Source organism: Janibacter hoylei PVAS-1, assembly GCF_000297495.1.
GTDB classification, from domain to species: Bacteria; Actinomycetota; Actinomycetes; order Actinomycetales; family Dermatophilaceae; genus Janibacter; species Janibacter hoylei.
This window is the reverse complement of record NZ_ALWX01000039.1, coordinates 26,471-41,381: the sequence shown is the minus strand read 5'-3', so window position 1 is coordinate 41,381 and position 14,911 is coordinate 26,471. Positions and strand designations below refer to the sequence as shown.

Here is a 14,911-nt window from a genome sequence, read left to right as displayed (position 1 = left end):
GTGCGTGGTGTGGGAGTCACGTACGAAGCATCAGACCGGCTGGCCCAGATCGTCCTCGACCGTCCCGAGGCCGGCAACGCGCTCGACCTCGAGATGGCGCGGACACTGCGCAAGCAGATCGAGCGCGCCCTCTCGGACCCCTATGTCGACATCATCACGCTGACCGCCAACGGCAAGGACTTCTGCCTCGGCTCGGACACGCGCGATGCCGAGGCTGCCGACGACCCGACGACCGCGGTCTTCGAGCTGGCCGCCGCGCTCGAGGAGCTCTTCGCGCTGCTCAACTCCTCGACCAAGCTCGTCCTCGTCGGCGTCCACGGGCGGGCCATGGGGTCCGGTCTCGGGCTCGTCCTCGCCGGTGACCTCGCCTTCTGCGCCGACGACGCCAGCTTCTGCGTCGCGCCGAAGGGCGGCACGGGCGCCCCCGACCCGGGGCTGGCCTGGCTCCTGCCGCGCGCCATCGGGCAGCAGCGGGCGCTCGCCTTCGGGCTCGGCGGCCGCACGCTGGACGCCGTGACCGCCGACGACTGGGGCATCGCCGAGATGGCACCCGACGGCGATGTCACGGCCGCCCTCAAGGACGCCGCGGACAACCTGGGCGGCAAGCACCTGTGGGCCAACTCCGAGATGCGCCGCCTGCTGCACGCCTCCTGGGAGACCTCGCGCACCGAGCTGTCCCAGTCCGAGGCCGTGACGCTCGTGCGGGCGCTGCTCATGCGCAGCAAGGACTGACCGGTGGGCGACCCCGGTCGGCCGCGACGTCCGCTCCACTTCGGGCCGGATGCCATGGAGGCGCACGGCGGCACCCTCCCCGACCCCGCCGAGACCGCCGCGGCCGCACACGCGGCCGCCCAGACCGTCGTCGACGCCGGCCGGAGCACCTCCTCGCCGGAGACGACGGCCCGGCTGGTGCGGCTCGTCGAGGACCTCGGCATCGACACCCTCGCCCAGCTGTGGGCCGACCGCCCGGCGCGCAGCCTGCCCGGAGCCCTGTGGCGCGTCTACGTCCTGCGGGCCTGGATCCAGCGCCGTCCCGAGGTCGCCGCGCGTGAGTACGCCGCCGGGCTCGCGGTCGCCGAGGTGAGCCATGCCATCGCCGGCGTCGTCGACCCACCTGGTGCCGTCGAGGTCCGCGCGCTCTCCGACCGGATCCTCGGTGGCGTCTTCGACGGCGACCTCGCCGTCGCGCTCGAGCGGGCCGCAGCCTTTTGCCGCGTCGTCGCCACCGGGCGGGCCCACCTCGACGACGGCGACGTGACGACCGCCGCATCGATGATCGGGACCGCCGAGGACCTCGAGGCGTGTGCCCGGCTCTGGCGGGCGGGGGCACTGTCCTGACCGGGTCGTCCTGACCGGCCGGGGGAACAGATCCGGCCACCGCGTGGTTACGCTGGTCTGGTGCACCGGGTCGCGGTAGCCCCGGGTCCCAAAATACGCCGCCACGAGCGGCCGTGCGCCGTGAGGCGCTCCCGACCCGGTGCATCCCCGGTGTCTCGCGCGTGAACGCCCGATGACGCGTGGATGGCCCAGCGGTCCTAGAGTGGGCGCGACCCTGCTTCCTCCCCTGAACCGGAGTCTGACCCCCGTGGGCATCTTGCGACCGTCGTCCCGCGACGACGCCTTCTTCCAGCTCCTCGCCGACAGCGCCCGTCAGAGCGTCCTGGCTGCCGAGACCCTGACCCAGATGTTGGCGGCCGAGCCCGCCGAGCGCGAGGCGCTCCTGCCCCGGCTCAAGGACATCGAGCACGACGCCGACGAGGTGACCCACGCGGTCATCCACAAGGTCAACTCGAGCTTCGTCACCCCCTTCGACCACGGCGACATCGTCGAGCTGGCCGCGGCCCTCGACGACTGCACCGACTCCCTGGAGTCGGTCGGCCAGATGGTGGTCCTCTACCGCATGGACGGGCTCATGCCGGAGGTGACCGGCCAGATGGAGGTCATCGTCCGGATGGCCGAGCTCACGGCCGCCTCGATGCCCCGCCTGGCGACGATGAAGGCGCTGCCGGAGTACTGGGTGGAGATCAACCGCCTCGAAAACGAGGGTGACGTCATCCACCGCACGCTGCTGCGGGACCTCTTCGGCGGCGCGGTGACCGACCCCGTCGAGATCATCAAGCACAAGGACATCATCGAGCGCCTCGAGCAGGCGGCCGATGCCTTCGAGCGCGTCGCCCACCGGGTCGAGACGATCGCCATCAAGGAGTCCTGACCTTCGTGGACTGGTTTCCCGTAGCGCTCGTCACCGCGCTGGCGATGGGCTTCAACTACACCAACGGCTTCCACGACGCGGCCAATGCGATCGCCACGTCGGTGTCGACCCGCGCCCTGACCCCGCGGGCTGCGCTCGCCATGGCGGCCGTCGCCAACCTCTTCGGCGCCTTCTTCGGCGCCAAGGTCGCCGAGACGGTGGGCAAGGGCATCATCGAGGCCCCCGGCGGTGAGCTCGGCCTCGTCCTGTGCGGTGCCGCGCTGCTCGGCGCCATCCTGTGGAACCTGCTCACGTGGTGGTTCGGCCTCCCGTCGTCGTCGTCGCACGCGCTCATCGGCGGCCTGGGCGGTGCGGCGCTCGCCGCCGGCGCCGCCGTGAAGTGGGCAGGCATCTTCGAGAAGGTCGTCATCCCGATGCTCGTCTCACCCTTCGTCGGCATCCTCGTCGGCTTCCTCGTCATGAAGCTCATCCTGCGGATCTTCCGCGACGCCCACCCGGGGCGGACCAAGCGCGGATTCCGCATGGCGCAGACCGCGTCCGCCGCGGCCATGGCCTTCGGCCACGGCATGCAGGACGCCGCGAAGACCGCCGGCGTCGTCGTGCTCGCCCTGACCGTCGCCGGGTACCAGAGCGGCGACGACCACCACATCCCGATGTGGGTCCTCGTCATGTCCGCCGTCGTCATCTCCCTCGGCACCTACGCCGGCGGGTGGCGCATCATGCGCACCCTTGGTCGGGGGATCATCCACCTCGACCCGCCGCAGGGCTTCGCCGCGGAGGTCACCGCGGCCTCGATCCTCTACGTCGCCACGATGCTGCGGGCGCCGATCTCGACGACGCACGCCATCACGGCGGCCATCATGGGCGTCGGCTCCACGCGCTCGCTCAAGGCCGTGCGCTGGGGCGTCGCCAAGAACATCGTCGGCGCCTGGATCTTCACCTTCCCCGGCGCGGGGCTGAGCGCAGCCGTCGTCATGTGGGTGGCGATGCCGCTCTTCGGCGTCTGACCCCGAGCACGACGAACGGCCGACGGATCCCCCCTGCGGGTCCGTCGGCCGTTCGCGGCTGCCCCCGGCGAAGGGGGGCGGCAGATCACCCGAAGCGACCGGAGATGTAGTCCTCGGTGGCCTTCTCGGTGGGGTTGTTGAAGATCTTCTGGGTGTCGTCGAACTCGACGAGCTGACCCGGCTTGCCGGTGCCCTCGATGTTGAAGAAGCCCGTGCGGTCCGAGCAGCGCGCCGCCTGCTGCATGTTGTGCGTCACGATGACGATCGTGTAGTTCTCCTTGAGCTCGGCGATGAGGTCCTCGACCGCGAGCGTGGAGATGGGGTCGAGCGCCGAGCACGGCTCGTCCATGAGGACGACCTCGGGCTTGACGGCGATGGTGCGGGCGATGCAGAGGCGCTGCTGCTGACCACCGGAGAGGCCGGAGCCGGGCTTGTCGAGGCGGTCCTTGACCTCGTTCCACAGGTTGGCGCCGCGCAGGCTGGTCTCGACCAGCTCGTCGGCGTCCGACTTCTTGATCCGCTTGTTGTTGAGCTTGACGCCGGCGAGGACGTTTTCGCGGATGGACATGGTGGGGAAGGGGTTCGGCTTCTGGAAGACCATGCCGACCTTGCGGCGGACCATGACCGGGTCGACACCCTTGCCGTAGAGGTTTTCCCCGTCGATGATCACCTCGCCCTGGACGTGGGCTCCGGGGATGACCTCGTGCATGCGGTTGAGCGAGCGGAGGAAGGTCGACTTGCCGCAGCCCGAGGGGCCGATGAGGGCCGTGACCGACCGGGGCTCGATGGTGACCGAGACGTCCTTCACGGCGAGGAAGTCGCCGTAGTAGATGTCGAGGTTCTTGACGTCGATGCGCTTGGACACGTCGTGGTTCCTTGTCTGTCGCGTCAGCGACCGGTCTTGGGGGCGAAGAACTTGGAGATGAGGCGGGCGACGATGTTGAGGACCATGACGATCACCATGAGGACCAGGGCTGCGGTCCAGGCGGCGGCGATGCTGTCGTCCTTGTTGGTGCCCGGGTTGGCGTAGGAGCTGTACGCGAAGAGCGGCAGCGCCGACATCGAGCCCTCGAAGGGGTTGAAGTTCACGGCCTTGGCCGCACCCATCGTGATGAGCAGCGGGGCCGTCTCGCCCATGACGCGGGCGATCGCCAGGGTGACGCCCGTGGCCAGACCGGCGACGGCGGTCGGCAGCACGACCTTGACGATCGTCAGCCACTTGGAGACGCCGAGCGCGTAGCTCGCCTCGCGCAGCTCGTTGGGTACGAGGCGCAGCATCTCCTCGCTCGAGCGCACGACCGTCGGGATCATCAGGACCGACAGCGCCACGGCGCCGACGATGCCGGACTGGTAGGACTCGTCGCCGAGCATCATCGTGAAGAAGCCGATGGCGAAGAGACCCGCGACGATCGACGGGATACCCGTCATGACGTCGACGAAGAAGGTCAGACCGCGGGCGAGCGGGCCCTTGTTGCCGTACTCGACGAGGTAGATCGCGGCGAAGAGGCCGATCGGCACGGAGATGAGCGTCGCGATGCCGGTCGTGATGACCGTGCCCATGATCGCGTGGTAGGCCCCGCCGGTCTCACCGGTCGTGACACCGCGCATCGAGTAGGTGAAGAACTCGACGTCGAAGCGGTCCAGGCCCTTGGAGATGATCGTCCACAGCACGGAGACGAGCGGCACCATCGCCAGGAGGAAGGTCGTCGTCACCACGCCGGTGACCAGGCGGTCCATGGCGTGCCGTGAGCCCTCGACGCTGCGCGAGGCGACGTAGATCGCGATGCAGTAGAAGAGCGCACCGACGAGGATGACGGTCAGCGGGCTGAGCCCACCGACCACGGCGAGGAGGGCGACGGCGGCGACACCGGCGCCGGCGAGGATCGCCCAGCGGACCGGCTGCTCGAGGCGGCCGTCCGCCTGGACGTCGTCGTGGGTCGTGGCGGTCATCAGTTGGCTCCAGAGAACTCGGACCGGCGGGAGATGATCCACCGAGCGAACATGTTGACGAGGAAGGTGACGACGAAGAGCGCGAGACCGGAGACGAAGAGGGTGCTGCGCTCGATGTCGAAGGACTCCGGGAAGTTCAGCGCGATGTCACCGGCGATCGTGCCCGGCGTGCGCGAGGTGAGCAGCTCCCAGGAGTAGCCGCCGCCGCTCGCGGACAGGATGATCGCGACGGCCATCGTCTCGCCGAGGGCGCGGCCCAGACCGAGCATCGCACCGGAGACGACACCCGACTTGCCGAAGGGGATGACCGTCTGGCGGATCATTTCCCACCGCGTGGCGCCGAGGGCTAGCGAGGCCTCCTCGTGCAGCCGCGGCGTCTGGAGGAAGACCTCACGGTTCACCGCCGTCATGATCGGCAGGATCATGATCGCGAGGACGACGCCGATCATCAGCATCGTGCGACCGGTGGTCGTCACCGACTCACCGCCGAAGAGCGGGATCCAGCCGAGGTACTCGTGGAGGAACTCGAAGGTCGGGACGGCGCTCTGCGCGATCTGCATGCCCCACAGACCGAAGATGATGGAGGGCACGGCCGCCAGCAGGTCGACGATGTAGCCCAGGCCCGCAGCCAGGCGGCGCGGCGCGTAGTGGCTGATGAAGAGGGCGATGCCGATCGACAGCGGCACGGCGATGAGCAGCGCGATGATCGACGAGAGCAGGGTGCCGAAGATCAGCGGCCCGATGTAGGCGACGAGGCCCTTCTGCCCGCGGACCTCGGAGGGGTCGGCCACGAGGGCGTCCTTGGCCCCGAAGAAGAGGAAGAAGGTCACCCCCACGAGGACGAGGAGGATGACGACGCCGGCGGAGAGGGAGAGTCCGCTGAAGACGGCGTCGCCGAATCGGCGTCCGGACTTCAGGTCGCTCCGTCCGGGGGAGTCCACTGCTGAGGTGCTGCTCACGGTGTCCTGCTGCTTCCTTCAGGGGGTGGGAAGGGGGTGGGCTGACAGGCCGATCGGCCCTGCGACTGCGCTGCAGCCACAGGGCCGATCGGGTCGACCCTGAGGGTCACACTGGTCAGTCGGTCTTGATCTGGCCCAGGGCGTCGGTCGCGTTCTTGGTCGCGGCCTCGCTCAGCCCGGCCGAGCCGGCGGCGTCGGTGGAGGCCTTCTGGCCGTCCTCGGAGACGGCGTACTCGAGGTAGGCCTTGACCGTGCTGGCGACGTCCTTGTCCTCGTAGTCGGTGCAGGCGACCGCGTAGGAGACGAGCACGACCGGGTAGACGCCCTCGCCCGCGTTGCCACGGTCGAGCTTGACGGCGTAGTTGGTCTTGCTGCTCTCGTCGACGCGCTCGGCGCTCTCGAGGATCTTGGCGGCGGCGTCGGGGCTGTACTCGATGAACTCCTCGCCTGCCTTGATCTTGGCGGCCTTGAGGTCACCGATCTGCGAGGCGTCGGCGTAGCCGATGTTGCCCTCGCCGGCGCCGATGGTGTCGACGACACCGGAGGTGCCCTTGGCGGCCTCGCCACCCTTGATCGGCCAGACGTCCTCGGGCTCGTGCTTCCAGTTCTCCGGGGCGGCCTCGGAGAGGTACGCGGAGAAGTTCTTGGAGGTGCCGGACTCGTCCGAGCGGTTGACCGGCGTGATCTTGGTGTCGGGCAGGTCGACGCCCTCGTTTTCCTTGGCGATCGCCGGGTCGTTCCAGGTCTTGATCTTGCCGGAGAAGATGTCGGCGATGACCGGGGCGCTGAGGTTGAGGCTGTCGACGTCCTTGAGGTTGAAGGCGACGGCGATCGGGGAGACGTAGATCGGGAACTGGATGGTCTCGCCGGTGCAGCCCTTCTCCTTGGCCTTGGCGATCTCGTCGTCCTCCATGGCGGAGTCGGTGCCCGCGAAGTTCACGGCGCCGTTGATGAACTTCTCCCGGCCGGTGCCGGAGCCGTCGGGGGCGTACTCGACGGTGGCGTCGGGGGCCACGTCGGTGAAGTTGGCGATCCACTCGTTCTGCGCCTTCTCCATGGAGCTGGCGCCGGCACCCTTGATGGTGCCCGAGGCGGAGGCAGCGGCGTCGCCGTCGCCACCGGAGGCGGAGGTCTCGCCCTCGTTGCCTGCGCCACAGGCGGCCATCGTGAAGGTCAGGGCAAGAGCAGCGGAAGTGGTGAGGACCTTGCGGCCGCGGGTGGAACGGATCACGTCTGTCGAACCTCTCTGAGGGGGTGGACACGGACGCGCGACGAGGGCAGCCCGCCGCGACCGCCGTGGTCGTACGCAACGAAAGTAGGGAGCGACGGTGACCGCAAGGGCCGCAACCGGTGAACAGTCGATGAATCAGACCTGCACAATGCGTGGTCCGGTCGCGCCGCGTGCGTCTTCGGGGTATCGGGAGCCGGTGTCCGGTCTTCGCCGCGCCGGTCCTCAGCCGCGGTCGAGGGGGTGGTGCCGCTCCGCAGCGACCACCCGCGCGTCCTCGCCGGTGCCCACGACGTGGGCGACGAGGACCTCTCCCTTCGCCAGGCCTGAGCCGACGGCGTCGTCGACGACGGACCGCGCGACGAGACCGGGGGCCAGGCGTGGGTCGACCCGCTCGAGCACCCGGGCCACGAGGTCGGGCAGGACCGGCCCGTGGCTGCACAGGCAGGCGGGGACACCCCGCTCGAGCAACCGGTTGAGGTGGTGGCCGGCGCGGCTGGGGTCCTCGGCGTAACCCTCCTCGGACAGGCCGGGCTTGAGGCGCAGGCGTCCGCCGGAGGCGGTGGCGTAGGGGGCGAGGGTGTCGCTCGCCCGGGTCGAGGGGCTGCTGACGAGTCGCTCGATGCCGTAGCCGGCGAGGAGGGGGACCAGGTCGGCCGCCTGTGTACGCCCCTGGTCGTCGAGGGGCCGCAGCCAGTCGTCGTCCGTCCACGAGGCGCGGGGGCGGGCCTTGGCGTGGCGGAGCACGGCGAGGGGCCAGGTCGTCAGGCTCCCCTGCGCGTCCGCGGCGACGAGGGCGTCGAGCTGGGCGAGGTCGTGCGGGTAGGTAAGCGTCGCACGGGCCGCGTCGGCCTCGAGCCAGGCGACCTCGTCGACCTCGTGGACGAGCCCGCCGACGCCGCCGGTCACCTCGGCGGCCCAGTAGCGCACCTCCTTGACCGCGGGGCCGGACTTCGTCGCGACCGTGTAGGTCGTGGTCGGCAGCGGGTGCCCGAGCCGCACGCGCAGCCCCGTCTCCTCGAGCGTCTCGCGCACCGCGGCGACGGGGAAGGTCTCGCCGGGGTCGAGCTTGCCCTTGGCCCACGACCAGTCGTCGTACCGGGGGCGGTGGACGAGGGCGACCTGCAGTCGCCCGCGCCGACGTCGCCACGGCAGGGTGCCCGCGGCCAGGACGGTGGCCATCGTCAGCGCCGCGCCTTGCGGCGCCGCTTGGCGTGCATCGCGATGAGGGCGGCCTGGATGTCGGGCAGCGGGGACCCGTCGGGGCCCTGGTGCACCCGGGTCCAGCGCCCGTCGCCGTCGAGGCTCCAGTGGGCGTAGTCGCCGGACATGCCACGCGTCACGAGATCGAAGATCTGGTCGACGTGGCGTGGCTCGCTGATGCGCACGAGGGCCTCGACGCGTCGGTCGAGGTTGCGGTGCATGAGGTCGGCCGAGCCGATCCACGCCTCCCGGTCCTCGCCCTGCCCGAAGAGGAAGACGCGGGAGTGCTCGAGGAAGCGGCCGAGCACGGAGTGCACCCGGATGTTGGCGCTCAGGTCGTCGATGCCCGGGCGCAGGGCGCAGATGCCGCGGACCCAGACGTCGACGCGGACCCCCGCGTTGCTCGCGCGGTAGAGGGCGTCGATCGTCCGCTCGTCGACGAGGGAGTTGACCTTGACGGCGACGTAGCCGTCGCCGCTGCGCTCCTGGCGGGCGATCTGCTTGTCGATCCGCTCGACGAGTCCGTCGCGGATGCTGCGGGGTGCGACGAGCAGACGCTTGAACTTGCTGCGTGGCGCGAGCCCCGACAGCTGGTTGAAGAGGCGGGTCAGGTCCTCACCGACGACGGGGTCGGAGGTGAGCAGCCCCATGTCCTCGTAGAGGCGCGCGGTCTTGGGGTTGTAGTTGCCGGTGCCGACGTGGCAGTAGCGCTTGACCCCGTCGGCCTCCTGCCGCACGACGAGCGCCAGCTTGCAGTGGGTCTTGAGGCCGACGATGCCGTAGACGACGTGGACGCCGGCGTGCTCGAGCTTGCGGGCCCACTCGATGTTGTTTTGCTCGTCGAAGCGCGCCTTGATCTCGACGACGGCGAGCACCTGCTTGCCGGCCTCGGCGGCGTCGATGAGGGCGTCGACGATCGGGCTGTCGCCGCTGGTCCGGTAGAGCGTCTGCTTGATCGCGAGGACCTGCGGGTCAGCGGCGGCCTGCTCGATGAAGGCCTGCACCGAGGTCGAGAAGGAGTCGTAGGGGTGCTGGAGCAGCACGTCCTGCCGGGCGATGCGGCCGATGAGGTTGGCGGCCTTGGAGGACTCCGCCGGCGCCAGGTCGGCATTGGTCCGGGCGACGAAGGGAGGGAAGTGCAGGTCGGTCCGGTCGATGTCGGCGATCTCGTTGAGACCGCGCAGGTCGAGCGGTGCCGGCAGACGGTAGACCTCGTCGTCGGTGACGCCGAGCTCGCGCGAGAGCAGCTCCATGACGTGGTCGTCGAGGTCCTCCTCGACCTCGAGACGCACCGGCGGGCCGAAGCGGCGCCGGGTCAGCTCCTTCTCGAGGGCGGCGAGCAGATTTTCGGCGTCGTCCTCCTCGACCTCGAGGTCCTCGTTGCGGGTGACGCGGAAGGAGTAGTGCTCGTGCACCTCCATGCCGGGGAAGAGCTGGTCGAGGTGGGCGGCGATGACGTCCTCGAGCGGCACGAAGCGCGCCTCGAAGAGGTCGGAGGTCACCGAGGCCGTCGCCCGACGCACCTTGAGGAAGCGCGGGAGCGAGGGCGGCATCTTGATCCGCGCGAAGTGCTCCTTGCCCGTCTTGGGGTTGATGAGGATGACGGCGAGGTTGAGCGAGAGCCCGGAGATGTAGGGGAAGGGGTGGGCCGGGTCGACGGCGAGCGGGGTGAGGACCGGGTAGATCTCGCTGCCGAAGAGCTCGCCGAGCCGCTCCTGCTCGGCGGGCTCGACTTCGCTCCAGCGCACGATGCTGATGCCCTCGTCGACGAGCGCGGGGCGGACCGAGTCCTCGAAGATGCGGGTCTGCACTGCCGTGAGGTCGTGCGCGATGCGCGAGATCTGCTCGAGCACCTCGCGCGGCTCGAGCCCGGAGGGGCTGCGCACCGCGATGCCGGTGGCGATGCGGCGCTTGAGCCCGGCGACCCGGACCATGAAGAACTCGTCGAGGTTGCTCGTGAAGATCGCGAGGAAGCGGGCGCGCTCCAGGAGCGGCACGGACTCGTCGGCCGCGAGCTGGAGCACGCGCTCGTTGAACTGCAGCCAGCTGATCTCGCGGTCGAGGAAGCGGTCGACGGGCAGGTCTGGCGCTTCGTCCGCGTCGTCGCTCCCGCCGGCGCGGACGAAGCGGCCGTTGGTCGCCCGCGGGCGCAGCTCGGGCGTCGCGGCGGGGGACGAGGAGGTGATCGAGATGTCTCCGGCGGGACCACTGCCCGGGCGCGCGGTCACGGCAGGGCGGGGCACGGGGGAGGAAGCGTCGGACATGCACCTCATCCTGTCACTGCGGGGTGAACCTCGCGTGAATACATCACGTGCACGGCCCGCCGCTCGAAGCCGGCCCTGCGGTAGGTCGCGAGGGCGGGTTCGTTGTCGCCCTCGACGTACAGCTCGACGTCCACGACGCCGCGTCGGGCGAGGTGGGCCAGACCGAGCCGGGTCAGCGGGCCAGCGAGCCCCCGGCCGTGCAGCTCGGGGTGGACGCCGACGACGTAGACCTCGCCGGTGCTCCCGCCGGGCGGGTCGATCTTGGTCCAGTGAAATCCGGCGAGACGGCTCGGGTCGTCGTCCTCGAGGAGGATGAGCCCCTCGGGGTCGAACCAGGGCTGAGCGGCCCGCTCGGCGAGACCGTCGGCGTCGAGACTCCCCTGCTCGGGGTGGTGGGCGAAGGCCGCCGCGTTGACGGCCAGCAGTGCGGCGTCGTCCTCACCGGGTCGGAAGGTCCGGTGGCGGATCCCGTCGGGCAGCTGCGGGTCGATCTCGTCGCCGGGCCCGACCGGGCGGGCGAGGACGAGCAGCTCGCGCACGACGTGCAGCGCGAGGCGGTCGGCGACCGCGCGGGCGGCGGGCAGGTCGCCGTGGGCCCAGGGGCGGGCGTCGGGGCGCCGCTCGAGGGCGGTGGTCAGCAGGGCGGTCCCGGTGCCCTCACGCCGGGCGTCGGGGACGACGAAGGCCTCGAGCGAGCCGTCGGCCAGCGTGGCCGCGTAGCCGAGCAGGCGGTCGCCGTCCGTGACGAGGAGGTGGTCGCCGGCCCGGGGGAGAGCGAGGAGGAAGGCCTCGCTGAGCGGCTCGACCCCGTCGGCGGAGGCCACGGCCGACGCAGCGGCGCGCACCTGCTCGACCTGCTCGGGAGCCAGCTCGACGAAGGGGGTGGGAGACCAGGTCACGAGACCTCGCCCCCCGTCTCGGTGAGCTCGTCGCCGCGGTCGGGGACGAAGCGGTAGCCGACGTTGCGGATCGTGCCGATGAGCTGCTCGTGCTCGCTGCCGAGCTTGGCGCGCAGGCGTCGGACGTGGACGTCCACGGTGCGGGTCCCTCCGTAGTAGTCGTAGCCCCAGACCTCCTGGAGGAGCTGGGCCCGGGTGAAGACGCGACCCGGGTGCTGGGCGAGGTGCTTGAGGAGCTCGAACTCCTTGTAGGTCAGGTCGAGCAGCCGCGTCCCGAGCCGGGCGGAGTAGCTGCTCTCGTCGATCGTCAGGTCGCCGGCGACGATCCGCTCGTCGTCCTCCGCGTCGGCCTCGGCGGTGCGGGTCATCGCCAGGCGCAGCCGGGCCTCGACCTCGGCGGGACCGGCCCCCTCGACGACGACGTCGTCGACCGACCACTCGGCGGTCACGGCGGTCAGGCCCCCCTCGGTGAGGATCGCGATGACCGGGGCGCCGGTGCCGGTGGCGCTCAGGACGCGGCAGAGCGAGCGCGCCTGGACCAGCTCGGTGCGGGCATCGACGAGGACGACGTCGACGGCCGGGGCCTCGATGACGGCGGCCGCCTCGGCAGGGAGCGTGCGCACGTGATGGCCCAGCAGCCCGAGGGCAGGGAGGATCTCTGCGCTGGGCGCCAGGTCGTCCGTGAGGAGGAGCAGTCTGGCCATCGCCCCCAAGAATATGCGTGAACGGGCGGCTACCCTCGCCACGTGACCACAGATGTACCCGCCGAGCACGAGACCCGAGCCTCGCGCCGCACGCAGCGTGCGGGCGCGGACCGGGGAGTCGACGCGACGGCCCCGGCGACGCGGCCACGGCCCGTCGTGGTCGCCGCGACCGTCGTGGCCGGGCTCGCCCTGAGCGCCGCGGGCGCCTCGGGGGAGCGCGTCGTCGAGATCGTGACGATCGTGACCATCGGTCTCGCCGTGGCGATCGGCTGGCCGCCGCTCGTCGCTCCACGCAGTCACGTCGGCATGACCGTGGTCCTCGCGGTCACCGCGCTGGCCCTCGGCGCAGCCCTGGCAGTGCAGGACCGCGAGCCCTACCTCGAGCACGTCCCGGCGGCGATCGCCCTCGGCGTCATCGCCATGTGCCTCCACCCCCTCGTCCATGCCCCCGCGCGGGTGCACCTCGCGACCTCCTTGTCCGGCACGGCCCTCGGCCTGCTGACGATCGGCGGCGGTGGGCTCTTCGTCAGCACGGTCTTCGTCGGCGGGGGTGGGCCGGTCGTCGTCGTGGGCATCGCCCTCGCGGTGGCGGCGCTCGTCGACCTGGTCCTCGAGCGCCCGGGGGCGAGCCCGTGGCTCATCCCGACGGGCATGCTCGTCGGTGGTCTCGCCGCGCTGGCCGCTCACTTCGTCATCGACGGTCAGCTCGCCGCCTGGCCGGCGCTCATCGGCGTGACCGGGGCCGGGGGCGGCCGCCGCGATGCGTCGGGCCCTCGCCCAGCGGGCCGCTGTCGACGGCCCCCTCGGGGCGCTCGCCGCGGGTGCCGCGTCGGTCCTCGTCGTCGCGCCGCTCGTGCACCTCGTGGCTCGGCTGCCGCTCGTCTAGCGACTCCTCGGGGCGGTCGGGCGGTCGACGCCGCGTCTACGATGGGCGCGTGTTCACCCTCGATCCCACGATCCACCCCGATGTCGCACCCCTCGCCTGGCTCGTCGGCCGCTGGGAGGGCGCCGGCGTCCTCGGCTACCCGTCGATCGAGTCGGCCAACTTCGGTCAGGAGATCGTCGTCAGCCACGACTCGCGCCCCTTCCTCCGGTGGGAGAGCCAGTCGTGGATCCTCGACGACGAGGGCAACAAGGTGCGTCCGTCGGGCACCGAGCTGGGCTTCTGGCGGGCCGGGGGCGAAGGGGGAGGCGGAGCTGCTCCTCGTCCACCCCACCGGCATCGTCGAGATGTACTACGGCACGGTGGAGCCGGGCCGGATCGAGCTGCAGACCGACGGGGTCATCCGCAGCCCGCACGCGAAGGAGTACTCCGCGGCCAAGCGCATGTACGGCCTCGTGAAGTCCAACCTGATGTGGGTCATGGACATGGCCGCGATGGGCCAGCCGATGACGAGCCACCTCTCGGCGGAGCTCAAGCGGGTCGAGTGACCCCCCGAGACGGCACTGGCGAGCGCTTCGAAGGGCAGGGGGCGCAGCGCCCTCCCTACTCCTCGTAGCCCTCCATGTCGTCGGTGCGCAGGGCGTCGGAGAGGCGGTCCATGCCGGGCTCGTCGAGGACGTCGATCGACTCGCCCCGGCTCGTCGTGCCGTAGCCGCTGAAGGGCGCGGTGACGAAGTGGATGTCGCCGCCACGCACGTTGCGCATCTTGATCGCCTCGCTGCGGATGCGGCCGGTCGTCAGGTCGTTGTCGACGACGGTGTTGCTCGTCCCGGCCTCGATGACGTCGCCGAGCTTGCCCGGGTTGAGCAGCACACCGGGGCTGAGCGTCTCCGCCATCATCGCCTTGAGCCAGGCCTGCTGCCGCTGCCCGCGGGAGATGTCGCCCTCGGCGAGGGTCTTGCGCTCGCGGACGTAGGCGAGGGCCTCGTCGCCGTCGAGCTCGAGCTGGCCGGCGGGGTACTCGGGACTGGCGTGCTGGTTGGTGACCGTGACGCCCCCGAGGGCGTCCGTGAGGTTCTTGAAGCCCTCGAAGTCGGTCTTGGCGACGTGGTCGATCTTGACCCCGACGAGGTCCTGGATCGTCTCGACGAGCAGGGGCGACTGCCCGTAGGCGTAGGCGGCGTTGATCTTGCCCTCGCCGTGGCCGGGGATCGGGACGTACAGGTCGCGCGGGAAGTGGATGATCCACACCTCCTTGCGGTCCCTCGGCACGTGGATGAGCTGGATGACGTCGGACCGGCTCGCGTTCTCGCCGGGGCGGGCGTCGGAGCCGATGAGCAGGTAGTTGGTGCCCATGTCGCTCACGAGCTTCTTGCCGCTGGCGGTCTCGGTCTTGGCCGCGCTCGCGCCGAGGAGGTCCTCGTGCGTGAGGTTGCGGTCGACCTTGCTGCTGAGGAACCAGCCGTAGCCGCCGACGCCGACGGCGACGAGGAGGGCGAGGGCGAGCAGCGAGCCGATGATGCGACGGCCGCGACGGCGCCGGCGTGGGCGGCGGGACTCCTCGACGGTGTCGTCGGTGTCCGCGAATTCTTCGAGCATGGC

Annotated in this window: 14 protein-coding genes and 1 pseudogene; 6 read left to right on the top strand and 9 right to left on the bottom strand. The window is 70.8% G+C overall.

The window, feature by feature from the left end:
- The first annotated feature begins 9 nt into the window (after nucleotides 1–9).
- From B277_RS08555 to B277_RS08540, 4 genes are all read left to right on the top strand, one after another.
- On the top strand, nucleotides 10–732 hold the full coding sequence (locus tag B277_RS08555; protein ID WP_007927301.1) for an enoyl-CoA hydratase/isomerase family protein: 723 nt from the start codon (nucleotides 10–12) through the stop codon (nucleotides 730–732).
- Between the two features lie 3 nt (nucleotides 733–735).
- The gene (locus tag B277_RS08550; RefSeq protein ID WP_007927300.1) at nucleotides 736–1,338 is read left to right on the top strand and encodes a hypothetical protein; all 603 of its coding nucleotides are present in this window, start codon (nucleotides 736–738) and stop codon (nucleotides 1,336–1,338) included.
- 247 nt (nucleotides 1,339–1,585) lie between these two features.
- A complete protein-coding gene (locus B277_RS08545; protein WP_007927299.1) occupies nucleotides 1,586–2,212 on the top strand; it encodes a DUF47 domain-containing protein in 627 nt (208 codons plus the stop codon).
- 5 nt (nucleotides 2,213–2,217) lie between these two features.
- A complete protein-coding gene (locus B277_RS08540) occupies nucleotides 2,218–3,219 on the top strand; it encodes an inorganic phosphate transporter (RefSeq protein WP_007927298.1) in 1,002 nt (333 codons plus the stop codon).
- A gap of 85 nt (nucleotides 3,220–3,304) precedes the next feature.
- Here the strand turns inward: B277_RS08540 and pstB are convergent, their stop codons facing one another.
- The 8 genes from pstB to B277_RS08500 form a co-directional block, all read right to left on the bottom strand.
- Entirely contained in the window at nucleotides 3,305–4,084 is a 780-nt protein-coding gene (pstB, locus tag B277_RS08535; RefSeq protein ID WP_007927297.1) for a phosphate ABC transporter ATP-binding protein PstB, read from the bottom strand.
- A gap of 23 nt (nucleotides 4,085–4,107) precedes the next feature.
- Nucleotides 4,108–5,169, bottom strand: coding sequence for a phosphate ABC transporter permease PstA (pstA, locus tag B277_RS08530; protein ID WP_007927296.1), 1,062 nt, complete (start codon nucleotides 5,167–5,169; stop codon nucleotides 4,108–4,110).
- Nucleotides 5,169–6,128: a phosphate ABC transporter permease subunit PstC gene (pstC, locus tag B277_RS08525; RefSeq protein ID WP_051987952.1), complete on the bottom strand. Its 960-nt coding sequence runs from the start codon at nucleotides 6,126–6,128 to the stop codon at nucleotides 5,169–5,171. The genes pstA and pstC overlap by 1 nt, the downstream gene beginning before the upstream one ends.
- A gap of 115 nt (nucleotides 6,129–6,243) precedes the next feature.
- Nucleotides 6,244–7,359, bottom strand: a complete 1,116-nt coding sequence (pstS, locus tag B277_RS08520) for a phosphate ABC transporter substrate-binding protein PstS (RefSeq protein ID WP_007927294.1) — start codon at nucleotides 7,357–7,359, stop codon at nucleotides 6,244–6,246.
- Nucleotides 7,360–7,581: 222 nt separating this feature from the next.
- Entirely contained in the window at nucleotides 7,582–8,538 is a 957-nt protein-coding gene (locus tag B277_RS08515; RefSeq protein WP_007927292.1) for an NUDIX hydrolase, read from the bottom strand.
- 2 nt (nucleotides 8,539–8,540) lie between these two features.
- Nucleotides 8,541–10,823: an RNA degradosome polyphosphate kinase gene (locus B277_RS08510; protein ID WP_007927290.1), complete on the bottom strand. Its 2,283-nt coding sequence runs from the start codon at nucleotides 10,821–10,823 to the stop codon at nucleotides 8,541–8,543.
- Between the two features lie 5 nt (nucleotides 10,824–10,828).
- On the bottom strand, nucleotides 10,829–11,722 hold the full coding sequence (gene mshD, locus B277_RS08505) for a mycothiol synthase (protein ID WP_007927288.1): 894 nt from the start codon (nucleotides 11,720–11,722) through the stop codon (nucleotides 10,829–10,831).
- A complete protein-coding gene (locus tag B277_RS08500) occupies nucleotides 11,719–12,426 on the bottom strand; it encodes a response regulator transcription factor (RefSeq protein WP_040881214.1) in 708 nt (235 codons plus the stop codon). Before B277_RS08500 ends, mshD begins: the two co-directional genes overlap by 4 nt.
- A 760-nt stretch (nucleotides 12,427–13,186) precedes the next feature.
- Here B277_RS08500 and B277_RS19550 point away from each other — a divergent pair.
- Nucleotides 13,187–13,312, top strand: a complete 126-nt coding sequence (locus B277_RS19550; protein WP_274517177.1) for a hypothetical protein — start codon at nucleotides 13,187–13,189, stop codon at nucleotides 13,310–13,312.
- Between the two features lie 49 nt (nucleotides 13,313–13,361).
- Nucleotides 13,362–13,857: pseudogene (locus tag B277_RS08495) on the top strand (heme-binding beta-barrel domain-containing protein).
- A gap of 55 nt (nucleotides 13,858–13,912) precedes the next feature.
- Here B277_RS08495 and B277_RS08490 read toward each other — a convergent pair.
- Entirely contained in the window at nucleotides 13,913–14,908 is a 996-nt protein-coding gene (locus tag B277_RS08490) for an LCP family protein (protein ID WP_007927283.1), read from the bottom strand.
- Nucleotides 14,909–14,911 lie beyond the last annotated feature (3 nt).

Excerpts from the sequence above, each read along its gene's own strand:
- B277_RS08515 (WP_007927292.1), bottom strand. The coding sequence starts at position 8,538 with ATGGCCACCGTCCTGGCCGCGGGCACCCTGCCGTGGCGACGTCGGCGC.
- B277_RS08500 (WP_040881214.1), bottom strand. The coding sequence starts at position 12,426 with ATGGCCAGACTGCTCCTCCTCACGGACGACCTGGCGCCCAGCGCAGAG.
- B277_RS19550 (WP_274517177.1), top strand. The coding sequence starts at position 13,187 with ATGCGTCGGGCCCTCGCCCAGCGGGCCGCTGTCGACGGCCCCCTCGGG.
- pstA (WP_007927296.1), bottom strand. The coding sequence starts at position 5,169 with ATGACCGCCACGACCCACGACGACGTCCAGGCGGACGGCCGCCTCGAG.
- B277_RS08510 (WP_007927290.1), bottom strand. The coding sequence starts at position 10,823 with ATGTCCGACGCTTCCTCCCCCGTGCCCCGCCCTGCCGTGACCGCGCGC.
- B277_RS08490 (WP_007927283.1), bottom strand. The coding sequence starts at position 14,908 with ATGCTCGAAGAATTCGCGGACACCGACGACACCGTCGAGGAGTCCCGC.